The 15791-nt window shown below is 33.1% G+C and carries 12 protein-coding genes; 6 read left to right on the forward strand and 6 right to left on the reverse strand.

The genetic code is table 11. The annotated features are described in order from the left end of the window. The first annotated feature begins 27 nt into the window (after nucleotides 1-27). Nucleotides 28-465, forward strand: coding sequence for a hypothetical protein (locus tag ACHRV0_RS04725; RefSeq protein ID WP_395440067.1), 438 nt, complete (start codon nucleotides 28-30; stop codon nucleotides 463-465). A gap of 200 nt (nucleotides 466-665) precedes the next feature. On the opposite strand, the gene rpoN is transcribed toward ACHRV0_RS04725, so the two are convergent. The 3 genes from rpoN to ACHRV0_RS04740 form a co-directional block, all read right to left on the reverse strand. After that, nucleotides 666-2126 carry an RNA polymerase factor sigma-54 gene (gene rpoN, locus ACHRV0_RS04730; protein ID WP_089054333.1) on the reverse strand — a complete coding sequence of 487 codons (1461 nt, stop codon included), beginning with the start codon at nucleotides 2124-2126 and terminating at the stop codon, nucleotides 666-668. A 92-nt stretch (nucleotides 2127-2218) separates the two neighbouring features. Next, complete coding sequence (asnS, locus tag ACHRV0_RS04735) at nucleotides 2219-3664, reverse strand: asparagine--tRNA ligase (RefSeq protein WP_129023749.1); 1446 nt, start codon at nucleotides 3662-3664, stop codon at nucleotides 2219-2221. A gap of 384 nt (nucleotides 3665-4048) precedes the next feature. After that, on the reverse strand, nucleotides 4049-6415 hold the full coding sequence (locus ACHRV0_RS04740; RefSeq protein ID WP_395440068.1) for an RND family transporter: 2367 nt from the start codon (nucleotides 6413-6415) through the stop codon (nucleotides 4049-4051). A gap of 179 nt (nucleotides 6416-6594) precedes the next feature. Here ACHRV0_RS04740 and ACHRV0_RS04745 point away from each other — a divergent pair, with 179 nt between their 5' ends. The 4 genes from ACHRV0_RS04745 to ACHRV0_RS04760 all read left to right on the forward strand — a co-directional run bounded on the left by ACHRV0_RS04745 (nucleotide 6595) and on the right by ACHRV0_RS04760 (nucleotide 10854). Next, nucleotides 6595-6924, forward strand: a complete 330-nt coding sequence (locus ACHRV0_RS04745; RefSeq protein WP_089054330.1) for a multidrug efflux SMR transporter — start codon at nucleotides 6595-6597, stop codon at nucleotides 6922-6924. A gap of 102 nt (nucleotides 6925-7026) precedes the next feature. Beyond that, nucleotides 7027-7788, forward strand: a complete 762-nt coding sequence (locus tag ACHRV0_RS04750; RefSeq protein WP_395440069.1) for a sensor histidine kinase — start codon at nucleotides 7027-7029, stop codon at nucleotides 7786-7788. Beyond that, on the forward strand, nucleotides 7751-8470 hold the full coding sequence (locus tag ACHRV0_RS04755; RefSeq protein WP_129023751.1) for a LytTR family DNA-binding domain-containing protein: 720 nt from the start codon (nucleotides 7751-7753) through the stop codon (nucleotides 8468-8470). The genes ACHRV0_RS04750 and ACHRV0_RS04755 overlap by 38 nt, the downstream gene beginning before the upstream one ends. A gap of 113 nt (nucleotides 8471-8583) precedes the next feature. Continuing rightward, nucleotides 8584-10854, forward strand: a complete 2271-nt coding sequence (locus ACHRV0_RS04760; protein ID WP_129023752.1) for a cation:proton antiporter — start codon at nucleotides 8584-8586, stop codon at nucleotides 10852-10854. A 76-nt stretch (nucleotides 10855-10930) separates the two neighbouring features. Here ACHRV0_RS04760 and ACHRV0_RS04765 read toward each other — a convergent pair whose 3' ends face one another. The 3 genes from ACHRV0_RS04765 to pyrH form a co-directional block, all read right to left on the reverse strand. Next, the gene (locus ACHRV0_RS04765; RefSeq protein ID WP_395440070.1) at nucleotides 10931-13426 is read right to left on the reverse strand and encodes a DUF5686 family protein; all 2496 of its coding nucleotides are present in this window, start codon (nucleotides 13424-13426) and stop codon (nucleotides 10931-10933) included. 118 nt (nucleotides 13427-13544) lie between these two features. Then, a complete protein-coding gene (gene frr, locus ACHRV0_RS04770; protein ID WP_089054324.1) occupies nucleotides 13545-14108 on the reverse strand; it encodes a ribosome recycling factor in 564 nt (187 codons plus the stop codon). A 133-nt stretch (nucleotides 14109-14241) separates the two neighbouring features. Beyond that, nucleotides 14242-14949, reverse strand: a complete 708-nt coding sequence (pyrH, locus tag ACHRV0_RS04775; RefSeq protein ID WP_089054323.1) for a UMP kinase — start codon at nucleotides 14947-14949, stop codon at nucleotides 14242-14244. A 185-nt stretch (nucleotides 14950-15134) separates the two neighbouring features. Between pyrH and ACHRV0_RS04780 the strand changes: the two genes are divergently transcribed. After that, nucleotides 15135-15752 (forward strand): thioredoxin family protein, encoded by a 618-nt coding sequence (locus ACHRV0_RS04780; RefSeq protein WP_395440071.1) that lies wholly within the window; start codon nucleotides 15135-15137, stop codon nucleotides 15750-15752. Nucleotides 15753-15791 lie beyond the last annotated feature (39 nt).

Consider the following 15791-nt stretch of genomic DNA (forward strand, 5'->3'; position numbering starts at 1 on the left):
TTAAAATTCATTTAAGCCTGATAAACCATGCAAGAAAAGCAAAGTAAAAGAAAACAGAATATCATACTATTAGTTATAATTGGAATTGCGATAGCTCTGGCTGTTTATTTTCAATTTTTTCTTTCTGAAAAGGCAGATGAAGTAAATACAGAAATAACAACGTTAGTTGAAAAATACAATAAAAACTGCCCGCTGAAAATTCAAGAAGGGATTCGTCTCGACAGCGTAAGTTTACCTGAAGAGAGAGTTGTTCAGTATAATTTGACATTGCTGAATGTGGAGAAAGTAACTGCTGAAGTCGATATAATACAAGTAGAAATGGAAAAAAGTCTCTTAAGTACCGCAAAAGCAAATACGGGACTGCAGGTTTTTAGAGATAATGATTATACTTTGATTTACAGCTATAGCGATAAAAAGAAGACGTTTTTATTTAATGTGAAGATATTGCCAGATCAATATAAATAAATTAACGTTCTCTAAGACGTTGTTAAAACGTTTGTCACCCTGAGCGAAGTCGAAGGCTCGATTAATGGAAAAGGGCTTCGACTTTGCTCAGCCTGACAAACTTAATCTGTAAGATTAGAAAAATATTTATAAAACAAAACCCGACAGTTTTAAAAAATGTCGGGTTTGTTATTTTAAATGAACTTATTTAAATAAAAGAATTAAATTTTCTTTCTCATTCTTGCCACTGGAATATCTAATTGTTCGCGGTATTTTGCAATTGTTCTTCTTGCAATTGGATATCCTTTTTCTTTTAAGATTTCTGCCAATTGATCGTCTGGAAGTGGTTTCTTTTTATCTTCTTCTTCAATTGTATTCTTAAGAATCTTTTTGATTTCTAAAGTTGAAACATCTTCTCCTTGATCGTTTTTCATCGCTTCAGAGAAGAATTCTTTAATCAGTTTTGTTCCGTAAGGTGTTTCAACATATTTACTGTTGGCAACACGTGAAATTGTCGAAATATCCAAACCAACCATATCGGCAATGTCTTTTAAGATCATTGGTTTTAGTTTCGTTTCGTCACCGTCTAAGAAATATTCTTCCTGATAATGCATAATTGCATTCATTGTTACAAAAAGGGTTTCCTGACGTTGTCTGATTGCGTCGATAAACCATTTTGCCGAATCCAGTTTTTGTTTGATAAACTGAACCGCATCTTTTTGTGCCGACGATTTATCACGAGAATCTTTGTACGTCTGCATCATTTCCTGATAATCTTTAGAAACGTGCAGGGAAGGAGCATTTCTTCCGTTTAAAGTAAGTTCCAATTCACCATCAACAATTCTGATCGCGAAATCGGGAACTACGTTTTCGGTAACTTTATTATTTCCTGTAAAAGAACCTCCCGGTTTTGGGTTTAATCTTTCAATTTCGTGAATCGCTTTTTTAAGCTGTTCGTTCGAAACGCTGTATTTCTGTAAAAGTTTATCGTAATGTTTCTTCGTAAAAGCATCAAACTGATTTTCGATAATATCAATCGCTAAATCAACATATTCCGTAGGTGTTTTGTGCTTTAGTTGAAGTAACAAACATTCTTGCAAGTCACGCGCTCCAACTCCCGAAGGTTCAAGTTCGTGAATTACAGTCAACATTTTTTCGACCATCGCTTCATCAGTATAAATTCCCTGAGTAAAAGCCATATCGTCTACAATATCTGGAACGCTTCTGCGGATGTAACCCATATCATCAATACTTCCAACAAGGAATTCGGCGATTTCGCGTTCTTCATCATTCAAAATAAAAGTATTCAACTGATTGATTAAATCCTGATGAAAGCTAATTGGTGAAGCAAAAGGCGTTTCGCGTTCTTCGTCATCACTGTAATTATTCACCTGAGTTTTATAATCAGGCGTATCGTCGTCGCTTAAATATTCGTCAATATTAATGTCGTCTGCTTCGATTCTGTCTGATTCTGCATCATCATAATCGTCGTAGTCTTCATTAGCAAATTCATCTGCTTCGTATTCATCTTCTTTTCCAGCTTCAAGAGCTGGATTTTCGTTCATTTCTTCTAATAAACGCTGTTCAAAAGCTTGCGTAGGCAATTGAATTAACTTCATCAGCTGAATTTGCTGTGGAGATAATTTTTGGGATAATTTTAAATTTAAAAATTGCTTTAGCATTTATACTGTTTAATCGTTTATTTGTTTAATCGTTAATTCGTTTTTTCGTGAAAATCGGTTAACCGAATGAACGATTAACCGATTAAACTTTTTTAGAATTCTGCGCTACCAGGAGTTCTTGGGAAAGGAATTACGTCTCTAATGTTTGTCATTCCAGTTACAAACAATACCAAACGCTCAAATCCTAAACCGAAACCTGCATGCGTTGCAGAACCAAATCTTCTCGTATCTAAATACCAGTATAATTCTTCTTCGTCGATTTCTAAAGCTTTCATTTTCTCAATCAAAACGTCGTAACGCTCTTCTCTTTCGGAACCACCAACGATTTCTCCAATTCCAGGGAAAAGGATATCCATTGCGCGAACGGTTTCTCTTCCTGGTTCAGTGTTGTCGTTCAAACGCATGTAAAACGCTTTAATGTTTGCTGGGTAATCAAATAAAATTACCGGACATTTAAAGTGTTTTTCTACTAAATAACGCTCGTGTTCTGACTGTAAATCAGCACCCCATTCGTTGATGATATATTGAAATTTCTTCTTTTTGTTTGGAGTTGAATCTCTTAAAATGTCAATTGCTTCCGTATAAGAAACACGTTTGAAGTTGTTTTCTAAAACGAAGTTCAATTTCTCTAATAAAGCCATTTCGCTTCTTTCAGCTTGTGGTTTTGATTTTTCTTCTTCAAGAAGTCTTCCTTCTAAGAATTTTAAATCATCTCCACAATTGTCTAAAGCATATTTAATTACATACTGAATAAAATCTTCAGCCAAATCCATGTTGTCATCAAGGTTGTTGAAAGCAACTTCAGGCTCAATCATCCAGAATTCTGCCAAGTGACGAGAAGTGTTTGAGTTTTCTGCTCTAAACGTTGGTCCAAAAGTATAAATCTGACCCAAAGCCATTGCAAAAGTTTCACCTTCTAATTGCCCAGAAACCGTTAAGTTGGTATGTTTTCCGAAGAAATCTTTTTTGAAATCAATGTTTCCTTCTTCGTTTTTTGGAAGATTATCCAAAGGTAATGAAGTTACCTGAAACATTTCTCCAGCACCTTCAGCATCAGCTCCAGTGATAATTGGCGTGTTTACATACACAAAACCTTTTTCCTGAAAATATTTGTGAACTGCAAATGACAATACTGAACGCACACGCATAATCGCACCAAAAGCATTTGTGCGTACACGCAAGTGAGCGTTTTCACGTAAAAATTCTAAAGAGTGTTTTTTAGGCTGCATTGGGAATTTCTCTGCATCAGAATCTCCAAGAATTTCAAGTTTGTTCACCTGAATTTCGTATTTCTGTCCTGCACCTTTACTTTCAACCAAAGTTCCAATTACAGAAACCGCCGCTCCAGTCGTGATTCTTTTTAAAGTCTCTTCAGGTGTATTTTCAAAATCAACAACACATTGTATATTATTAATGGTAGAACCGTCATTAAGCGCGATGAACTGATTATTTCTAAAAGTTCTCACCCATCCTTTTGCATTCACTTCCTGTAGCGTCGTCGTACTGTTTAATAAGTCTTTAACCTTTGTGTGTTTCATTTTATATAATATTGATATTAAATTATTTGTTTTTCAACAACTGCAAATATAAACGATAATAATTAATTTTTGAAGCTGTTTCCTGCTATCCGCTGTATCTTTATGTTTTTAAAGAAAAAACATAAAGGATGCCGCTTCTATCAGGGCTAGGGCACTCGGTTTCAGGATAGGTAATTCTTTTTATGAATTTATATTTATCCTCATTATTGTCATTTCGACGAAGGAGAAATCTTCGTAAGAAACTCGACAAAGTTTGGAATTGCAGTGCGGAGCTACTTGCGAAGATTTCTCCTTCGTCGAAATGACAAACTGTGTGTCAACCTTTGATAAAGGTTTTTTATTTTTAATTCGTGTTAATTCGTGAAATTTGTGGCAAAAAAAAAATTACTTATCCAAATTCTCCAATTCCTCTTTCTTAGTTTTCTTCTTCTCAAAAGTCAAAACCAGCGAAGGTAAAACCACTAAATTCGCAAACATTGCAAAAGCTAAAGTACATGAAATTAATCCTCCCAAAGCAATCGTTCCGCTAAAGCTTGATAATGTAAAAGTCGCAAAACCTAGAATTAAAACTACTGATGTGTAAAAAGTACTAATTCCAGTTTCTCTTAAAGCACTGAAAACTGATTTCTTTACCTTTCCGCCGCTTTGAAGCAGGTCATGTTTGTATTTTGCCATAAACTGAATCGCATTATCGACCGAAATTCCAAATGCAATACTAAACACTAAAATCGTTGAAGGTTTCAACGGAATTCCGAAATAACCCATCAATCCAGATGTAATGCAAAGCGGTAAAATATTCGTAATTACAGACGCCATTACCATTTTGAAAGATCTAAACAAATACAGCATTAAAATCGCAATAACCGCGATTGCAAAAATCAGTGATTCAATTAAATTATCTACTAAATACGACGTTCCTTTTTGGAAAACCAATGCTTTTCCGGTAACAGTTACTTCATAACGGTCTTTTGGAAAAATTTCATCTATTTTAGTGTGAAGTTTTTTCTCCACTTTTGCCATTTCATCCGTACCAATATCTTTCATAAAAGTAGTGATTCGGGCATATTGTCCAGTCGAATCGACGTAAGCTTTCATTAGATTTTCCTTGCTGTTTTTAGTTGCGTTTTTAGCGTAACTTAAAATAAAAGCTTGTTCTTGCGAAGTCGGTAATTGATAATATTCTGGATTTCCGTTGTAGAAAGCCTGTTTTGAATATTTAACTAAATTAACGATCGAAACTGGTTTAGCCAATTCTGGAATTTCTGCGATTGTAGTTTGCAATTCATCCATTTTACGAATGGTTGACGCTTTCATAACACCTTTTTTCTTTTTGGTGTCAATCATAATTTCAAGCGGCATTACTCCGTTAAATTCTTTTTCGTAGAATAAAATGTCTTTAAAGAAAGAAGCACTTTTTGGCATTTCGCCAATTAAACTTCCCGAAACTTTCATTTGTGAAACTCCAATTACACTGAAAACTAAAAGTAAACCGTAAACAATATATACAATTTTACGTTTTGATTTAACTAGATTTTCAACAACATTTAAAAGTGTCGAAATATATGTTTTAGTTAAATGATATAAGTGTTTTTCTTTTGGCAATGGCATAAAACTGTATATAATCGGCACAATAAAAAGGGTCAATAAATAAACAGAAATTACATTGATTGAAGTTACCAGACCAAACTCAAAAAGCAAATCATTTCCTGTAATCATAAAGGTTGCAAAACCAATTGCTGTGGTTAAATTCGTCATTAAAGTCGAAACTCCAATTTTTGAAATTACACGCTGCAATGCTTTTGCCTGATTGTTATGTAATTTGATTTCCTGCTGGTATTTGTTGATCAGGAAAATACAGTTTGTAATACCAATTACGATAATTAACGGCGGAATAATGGCTGTTAAAATCGTGATTTTATAACCAAATAATCCCAGCGTTCCAAAAGACCAGATTACGCCAACAATTAAAATACAAATTGAAATGAATGTTGCTCTGAACGAACGGAAAAAGAAAAAGAATATTAAAGAAACAGTAAGTAAAGCTGCACCGATAAAAAGACCAATTTCACCTTTCATATTGTCCGCATTGATCGTTCTGATATAAGGCATTCCAGAAACGCGAAGATCAATTCCGGTAGTTTTCTCAAATTTATCGATTTTCGGAACTAAATTTTCTAGGATAAAAGTCTTTCTTTCAGCAGTATTTACTAATGCTTTATTGATATAAATTGCAGAACGAACACTGCCGCTTTCTTTATTGAATAAAAGACCTTCGTAAAAAGGTAAATTATGAAATAAATCGTATTGAACTGTTTTTAAATAAGCTGGATCTAAAGCTTTACTTTGATCAATAAACGGTGATAAAACAAATTTTTCGTTAACGGTATCTTTTTCAAGTTTCTTTAAATCATTTAATGAAACTACTAAATCAACTTCCTTAGATTTTTTTAAACCCGTCATAAGCTCATTCCAAGCCGCATAATTTTTTGGAGTAAAAAATTTAGGATCTTTAAAACCAATTACCACAAGATTTCCTTCTTCGCCAAACTTGTCTAGAAATTTTTGATAATCTTTATTTGCAATATGGTCTTTCGGAAGCAGATTTGCTTCGGTATAAGTCATTGAAAGATTCTTCCATTGCAAAGCAAGGAAAATGGTTAAAGCAGAAAGTACAATTAGAATTGTTATTCTGTTTTTAAGTATAATTCGGGCCAGTTTCTCCCAAAATCCAACTTGGATAGTGTTTTTCATAAATTCTTTAAAAATGGATGCAAATGTAGTGAAAAGTGCTCAAAATCATAAACAATAGATTGTATTTTACTTAATGTTAACACAAATATTCATATCGTTTTTTGTGATAAATTTCTTTCTTTTTACTGTTTAATCATCAGCTTTTCTCATATTTGCAATTAATTTAAAAGGAAAAGAAAATGAGTTGGATTTTATTAATTATTGCAGGACTTTTTGAAGTTGGTTTCGCATCATGCCTTGGAAAAGCAAAAGAAACAGCAGGAATGGTGTCTACTTACTGGATGATTGGTTTTTTTGTATGCCTTTCGATCAGTATGATTTTATTGTATAAAGCGACACAGGTACTGCCAATTGGAACGGCTTATGCGGTTTGGACAGGGATTGGGGCTGTTGGAACTGTTCTGGTTGGAATTTTAATTTTTAAGGAACCAGCTACTTTTTGGAGAATATTTTTCCTTTCAACATTAATTGCTTCAATTATCGGATTGAAATTTGTTTCTAGTCATTAAAGAAAAATAAGCCACAGATTACAGAGATTCTCACAGATTTTTTTAAGTATAGAAAAAATCATTTTAATCGTTTTAATCAGTGGCATAAAAACAAACTAACCAATGCAAGAAAACAATACCACAACATTTATTTTTTTAGCGATTCTTTTACTTCTCATCGTCATAATTTGTTTTATGATTTACCAATTAATGCAGGCGAAGAAGGCAAAAGACGATGCCGAAAGGAGTTTTTATGCGCTTGAAGTAAAGGTGAATGATTTACAGTTAGAAACATTAGAGTCCAAACTGAATCCGCATTTGTTTAAGAATATTCTAAATTCAATTCAGTCGCATGCTTACCAAACCTATTTTGCTTTAGATAAACTGGCGAATGTTTTGGACTATATTTTATACGAAAGCAAAAAGAAATTTGTTACCGCAAAAGAAGAAATTGATTTTGCATTGAATTTAATCGAAATCAATAAAATCAAGATTAGTCCGCTTTTCGAATTAAAGATAAAAACCAACATTAATAAGGAAGATAAATTGTACGATCAGCCTTTGCTGGCGCCTTTAATTTCGATTGACTTAATTGAAAATGCCTTTAAACATGCTGATTTGCAAAGTGCAGATGCTTTTATATCTGTTGTTTTTGAGTTTCGCGATAATGCTTTTTTTATGACGGTTTCGAATAAAATCTCAGATAAAAAAGTACTTAAAAAAGAACGAAGCGGTTTTGGTCATGCTACTTTGGAACATCGTTTACGAATTATCTATAAAAATAATTTCAAACTGGACAGGTTTGTAGAAAACGATATTTATATTGCTCATCTAAAAATTGATCTTCTTGAATACAAAACTGAAATGCTTGCTGCTGGACGATGAGCTTCCCGGATTAACGTACTTAAAAATGCTTTGTGAACAAATTCATGAAGTCGAAATTGTAAAAACGTATAATAATCCAGAGAAACTGTTATCAGATATTCCGAACCTAGATTTTGATCTGTTAATATCAGATATCGAAATGCCGGGAATGGATGGACTTCATCTGGCGGAAATGCTCAGTGATAAAATGGTTATTTTCTGCACGGCTTACAAAGAGTATGCAGCCGACGCTTTTAATATTGATGCGATAGATTATATTACAAAACCTGTAAAATTAGAACGTCTGCAAAAAGCAATTACAAAAGCTGTAGAACATTTCGAAAAGCCTGATGCAGCTAAAAAGTTTATTCAGCTCAATACAGATAAAGGCAAAACACTGCTTTACTTTAATCAAATTCAATATATAAAAACGGCTTCAAGCGATAGTCGTGATAAAACGGTTTTGCTTACAGATGGAAGTTTCTTGAACTTGAAGAATGTTAAATTCGCTACACTTTTAGAGGAGCTGCCTGATGCCGATTTTTGCCGCGCAAATAAAAAAGAAATTGTGGCTGTAAAAGCCATAAAATTCTTTAATCATAATGAAATTGTATTGCATCATACGGATGAAAACAACAAAAATGGCACTATAATTTTAAGTGAAACGTATCGTTCTGATTTTTTGAAAAAAGTAAAATTATAACTTATTACAAAGTTTTTCCCACTTGTTACATACATTGAAAATTAGGTGTAGTTTTCCTTTTTCACTTAAACCTCAGTTATGATATTTGCTGCAATAAATCAAAAGAACGAGTTATGAATAACATTAAAAACTCTTTATTTTACGTTACAATTATCGGCGGTTTTACAGCGCTGATATATTGGGTAATTTCTAAAGGCGCAGCGCTGGAAGTGGGGCGTAATATCGTTAAGAAAAAGATCGAAAGTAATCATTGGAATGATTTCCTGCATTCAATGGTCGAAAACCTGCAGCATCCTTTAGCTATATTATTAGCACAGATCGTTACCATTATTTTAGTAGCACGTTTGTTTGGATGGGTTTTTAGAAAAATAGGGCAGCCATCTGTAATTGGCGAAATGATTGCGGGTATTGTTTTAGGACCGTCACTGGTTGGAATGTATTTTCCAGAGTTTTCGGCAGCTTTATTTCCAAAAGAATCCTTAGGTAATTTACAATTTTTAAGCCAGATTGGTTTAATCCTTTTTATGTTTGTTATAGGTATGGAACTGGATTTGAAGGTTCTAAAAAATAAAGCACATGACGCCGTTGTTATCAGTCACGCAAGTATTGTAATTCCGTTCGCCTTAGGATTAAGTTTAGCCTATTATATTTACCATACGTTTGCGCCAGTTGGTGTTGAGTTCTCTTCTTTTGGACTTTTTATGGGAATTGCGATGAGTATTACTGCGTTTCCAGTTCTAGCTAGAATTGTACAGGAACGCGGAATGCAGAAAACAAAACTAGGAACCATTGCCATAACCTGTGCTGCAGCTGATGATATTACGGCTTGGTGTATTTTGGCAGTTGTAATTGCGATTGTAAAAGCGGGTTCTTTTACCAGTGCTTTATATGTTATTGGACTGGCTATTTTGTACGTAATTATAATGTTGAAAATTGTTCGCCCGTTCCTAAAACGTGTTGGAGATTTAAATTCGACAAGAGAAAGTTTAAATAAACCTGTTGTTGCTATTTTCTTTATAACGCTTCTTATTTCTGCGTATGCAGCAGAGTTAATTGGTATTCATGCTTTATTTGGTGCTTTTTTAGCAGGAGCTATTATGCCAGAAAATAACAAGTTCAGAAATATATTTATCGAAAAAGTTGAAGACGTTTCTATAATTGTATTATTGCCATTATTCTTTGTGTTTACAGGTTTACGTACTCAAATTGGGTTGTTGAACGATCCTGCTTTATGGAAAATTACAGGATTGATTATCGCTGTTGCCGTTGCAGGTAAATTCTTTGGAAGTGCATTGGCTGCAAAGTTCGTAGGGCAAAACTGGAAAGATAGTTTAGCTATTGGAGCCTTAATGAATACTCGTGGTTTAATGGAATTGGTCGTGTTAAACATTGGTTATGATCTTGGAGTTTTATCTACAGAGATTTTTACTATGATGGTAATTATGGCTTTAGTAACGACTTTTATGACTGGCCCGGCTTTAGATTTTATCGGATTTATATTTAAAGATAAAGAAACAGTCGTGCCGCAGGAAATAGGAAATAAAAGCAAATACAAGATTTTATTGTCGTTTGCAACTCCTGAAAGAGGTAAGAAACTGTTGAAGATCGCAAATAGTTTGGTTAAAAAACAAGGCGACAATTCGATTGTAACAGCAATGCATTTATCGTTGAGTACAGAAATACATTCGTTTGATATAAAAGATCATGAACGTAAAATGTTGGTGCCTGTTGTTGAAGAATCTCAGCGTTTGAATCAGAACATGGTAAGTGTTTTTAAAGTTACCAATGATATTGATGCCGAAATTATTGATTCAGCAAACCAAGGGGAATATGATTTATTGCTAGTTGGTTTAGGACAATCTATTTTTGAAGGTACATTGCTGGGAAAAATACTTGGGTTTACCACCAGAATAGTAAATCCAGATCGTTTAATAGATAAGTTTACAGGAAAAGAAGGATTGTTTGAAAATTCTCCTTTTGATGAAAGAACGCGTCATATTATTGCCAAAACTAAAATGCCGGTTGGGATACTTATCGATAAAGATTTAGAAGAAGTAAATCAGATTTTTATGCCTGTTTTTAGTAAAGAAGATGCTTTTTTAATTGAATATGCTAAGAAATTAATCAATAATAATGGTTCACAGATTACAGTTTTGGATGCCAGCGGTGATGTAAAAAATACTCGTGAGATTCAAGAAACGATTCGATCTATTGAACAAATTGCCCCAAATCATATTATGATTATGCATGACAGAACAATTAAAAAAGAGTTTATTGAAAGCCAGAATTTAATGATTATTAGTTTAGACAGCTGGAAAAAACTAATAGAATCTCAAAGTACTTGGCTGAATAACACGCCTTCAGTTTTGATTTTGAAGCCATAATTTTTTTAGAAATTACAATTTAGAAATCCCAAACTCCAATCGTAAAATTGGAGTTTGGGATTTTTAAATGGAAATCTTATAACCCTAAATCAATCACATAAGAAATCTTAACGGCAATATTATCTTCAAACTTCATAAGCTGATTTGGTCCATAACGGTAGAATCCGCCTAAACCAAAACCTTTGAAAATTTTATTTAACTCAATTCCCGATTCAAAAAAGCCTTTGTCTAATGTTTTGTAAGTCGGTCCTACGTGTTGTTCGGGATTTTCCATATTTCCCCAAGCCATTCGTGTTACTAAAACCAAAGAAGGACGTACTTTTTTCATAATCTTGATTCTATCAAAACCATGTTTAACTTGAAAGAATACATATTGACTAGAGAAAAACTCATTAAAAAACATGGTTTCAAAACTGTTTCGTCCTGCAAAAGTAATACGCTGAATTACGGTTTCTTTAGTTAAGTTATTCGGCATTGTATTGTATAAATGCGTAATTGGAACATCGCCAATTGCATAACCTCCCTGCAGTAAAATACTGGTTTTTTGACCGTTTAAATATTGCTTTTCGTACTCCGCTTTAAAATCTATTTTTCCAAAAGTAAAATCATTATCTAAAACATTTGGCAGGGATTGCGTGAATTGAAAAGTAAACCTTGGAAACTTTTTATCAGATTCATTTCTTCCTGTCGGCGTTTGCATAAAATTACTGAATGGAGCCCAAACAATCGAGAGCATTGCTGTTGTCATAACATAACTAGAATACAGATGACCGTTGTAGTTAAAGAGATAATCAAATTTGGGTTCTACAAAGCTTCTTGATAATTCGAAAACAGCTTCTGTCTTAGGAATAATTTTCGTTTGAACATTTGCTCTCCAACTGTCGTATTTATAGAACGTACTAATGTTGATTGGTCTTGGATCATAGATTTTAAATACCCGTTTATCAACAGCAAAAAAAGTACTCGCAATTTCTCTGACATCATCAGTATAAGATCCGTTTAGCCAAGTATTGGTGCTTTTATCAAGCAATACACCTACACCTAAATTATATTTAAGAGCCCCGTCTTTTGTACCATAAGCTGTATATCCTTCAATTCTGAAGTTTTTAGAAAAACGATCGTTTGTTATACCGCCAAGTCCTAATCGGAAACCTTCGTAGTTATTGTAACTGATTATTTTTTTTAAATCAAGATCAATTGGCCCAATTGGCAGATAACCATTTATGATTTTTCGCCCAAGTCCCAAGCGTTTTTCAATTCTCTTGCTTACAGATAAACTGTCTAGTAATTGATACGTTTTTTGACCTTTTAAATCTAAGCTGTCTTTTCGGTATTCGTTCCAGAAGCTTTCAGGTTTTTTATTAGCATCGTCTTTAATTTCGATATAAAGCGAAGGATTTTTTATGGAGGAATTTGTATTGTAATGAATGTCAAAATTGTTACTCTCAGAAAGCAAATACGTAAAATCTGAAGCTGTTTTTTTTCGCGGTTCGTAATTGTCTGCAACATCTCCGTCAAACTGAATAGTTCCGCCTAGAATCTTGATATCATCATCATTCTTCCCTTTTACAATTTTAAAAGTGGTGTTACTCTGAAACCATATTTTTTCTTTTGGAACATATTCAAATTCATGAATTCCACTAATGTCCAAAACGCCTTTTATACGCATAACAGCTTTTGCAATACCAAAGTTTTCTGCATCAATGTATAATACACCTTCTAATCCAGAAGCTTTTCGTTTTTGCTTGTTTTTAAAATAAATCATAAAAGTTTCTCGACCTTTTATGTTCACAGTGTCCAGCAGTTTATAATTGTAATTTGAAGGTGCCGATCTCGAAATTGGATTTTCATACTTGGTTTCAAACAGCTCGTATTTATTGTCATAAATAGATATAGATTGCAGATTGAAAGCAAGAACTTCGTAAATTGGGTTTTTAAAACCTGCAATTTTAGTCGCCAAAACAGTTTCTTTCAGCTTATTTTCTCCAAATTGATATTGTGATACCTTTTCAGTTTGAAACAAATGCTGTTTGCTTATAATTTCTTTAAATTTATAATCAGATGAATCGATGTTAATCTTCTTTTTATTAAAGTCTTTATAAACGGCAGAAGAATCTATTCTTCCGTCGATAGAATCAGGATTTGCAGTAACGAGCAGTTTGTTATAGGTTTTGTATTCAAAACTGCTGAGTTTTTTTTGTGGATCGTTTTTGTCTTTATTGGCGATTACTTTTCTAATAATCGTTAAAGCAGGATTTTCATTTGAAACAATAACTTCTTGTAAAGCGTCTGTTTTTTGAGATAACGAAATTGGATAGAATTTTTTATTTTCTGTAATACTTATGATTTTAGTTTGAAAACCAATGTATGAAACCGCAAAACTTCCCGTTTTTGAGTCGATGTTAAAAATAAATTTTCCATCTACATCCGTAATTGTGTTACTGCTGTTTGAAGTAGTTATTGTAGCAAACGGAAGTGCTTTGTTGTTTGAGTCAGTTACAATTCCGCTTATTTGAACTTGCGCCTGTATGCTAAGCGTAAAAAGTAAAGTCAATAAGCAAAATAGCCTCATAGAGAATAATATAGATTCAAAAACGAAAAATATGTCATTTAAGTATGCAAAAATAAGAATAAAAAAATCCGTTTGGTAAAATTTAACCAAACGGATTTTATTTTGTTATGAAATACAATTACACCTTCATGATTTCAGCTTCTTTTTCAGCTAATAATTCATCAATTTTTTTAATGTATGTATTTGTTAGATTTTGAACTTCTTCTTCAGCAGATTTACAAATGTCTTCTGATGTTCCGTCTTTTTCTAATTTTTTAATTTCGTTGTTAGCGTCTTTACGTACGTTACGTACACCAATTTTAGCATCTTCAGCTTCTGATTTTGCTTGTTTTGCTAAATCACGACGACGCTCTTCAGTCAAAGGCGGTACGCTTATGATAATAACATCTCCGTTATTCATTGGGTTAAAACCAATATTAGCAACCATGATTGCTTTTTCAATAACTTGCAGCATATTTTTTTCAAACGGCTGTAAAGTAATTGTTCTTGCATCAGGAACACTGATTTTTGAAACTTGCGAAAGTGGAGTTGCTGAACCATAATAATCTACAAAAACACTTCCCAACATAGCTGGAGAAGCTTTTCCTGCACGAATGTTTAGAAATTCTTTTTCTAAGTGTGCAATAGAACCGTTCATTGATTCTTCAGTACTTTCTAATATAAAATCGATTTCTTCAGTCATTTTTTTTATTTTTTTAGATTTTTAAACGATTGGATTTTAGATTAAAACAGATCATTTAATTTACTAACTAATATAATTTTATTTTTTTGTTTTTGAAGATTATTAGAATTTCAATCTAACAATCTAAAGCAGCTTAAACGTTTACTACAGTTCCAATGTTTTCGCCTTCACAGATTTTCAATAGGTTTCCTATTTTATTCATATCAAAAACAACAATTGGTAATTTATTTTCTTGGCTTAATGTAAAAGCTGTTGTATCCATTACGTTTAGTCCTTTTTTAAGAACATCATCAAACGAAATCATATCAAATTTTACCGCTGATGCATTTTTTTCAGGATCAGAATCGTATACCCCATCAACACGAGTTCCTTTTAGGATGACATCTGCATTAATTTCGATTCCTCTTAAAACAGCTGCTGTATCAGTTGTAAAATATGGATTTCCTGTTCCGGCACCAAAAATTACAATTCTTCCTTTTTCAAGGTGACGGTCTGCTCTTCTTTTAATATAAGGTTCTGCAATAGACTCCATTTTCAAAGCCGTTTGTAAACGCGTCTTCATTCCTTTGTCTTCAAGTGCACCTTGCAAAGCCATTCCGTTAATTACAGTAGCAAGCATTCCCATATAATCGCCCTGTACTCTATCCATTCCTGCGCTTGCACCAGCAACGCCTCTAAAAATATTTCCTCCTCCAATAACGATAGCAATTTCTACTCCTTTTGCGTGAATCTGCTTAATTTCGTCTGCATATTCGCCTAATCTTTTAGGGTCAATTCCGTATTGTAAATCACCCATTAAGGCCTCGCCGCTAAGTTTTAGAAGAATTCTTTTATATTTCATGTTTGTGTTGCGTTAATTTGTGCAAATATAGACATATTCTGATTTTTAAAAATAATGTTTACAAAAAATTAATTGCTCTTTTGTTTTAATTTATGCGGGTTTTGATTTTTTTCTATGGAATGTGATAAAAGTCATTTCTGCATCTTCTTAAAATCCGTATTTTTATAGTAATCAAATAATTATTTATGAAAAACTTTATAGCAAAAGCATTATTCAATAGCCATTCCTATCCCGAATATCGAAAAATAGTCACTGATTTGTTGTATGAAGGAAAGTCAACAGGCAACGAACAGTCTGAAAGTTTGACCAATTATTCAAAGTTGAACGAGGCTAGAATGAATCGGCTGGATAAAACAGTCAAGATTTCTGAAGAAGTGATTTCGAAGCTTCAAAATTTAGACAATCATTATTTTTGGCTGGTTATTTCTGAAGGCTGGTGTGGTGATGCGGCGCAGATTCTTCCAATTTTAAATAAAATGGCGCATGATTCGAATAAAAAAATAGATCTTCGAATTGTCTTTCGTGATGAGAATACAGAATTGATGGATCATTATTTAACAAATGGAGGAAGAGCGATACCTAAAGTAATTATTGTTTGTAAAGAAGCCGGAATTGTTCGTGCAGATTGGGGACCAAGACCAAAAGGAGCGTCTGAATTGATGGAAAACTATAAAAAAGAGTTTGGTGTAATCGACGAAAAAATTAAAACAGATCTTCAGTTATGGTATTTGGCTGATAAAGGAATTTCTGTTCAGGAAGAATTAATAGAGATTATGGAGAATATCAAATACGATAGACTTTAATTTTGAATATTTTTAAAATGAATTCTTAAGCTGATTGTT

Source organism: Flavobacterium sp. FlaQc-30 (assembly GCF_044005885.1).
Taxonomy (GTDB): Bacteria; Bacteroidota; Bacteroidia; order Flavobacteriales; family Flavobacteriaceae; genus Flavobacterium.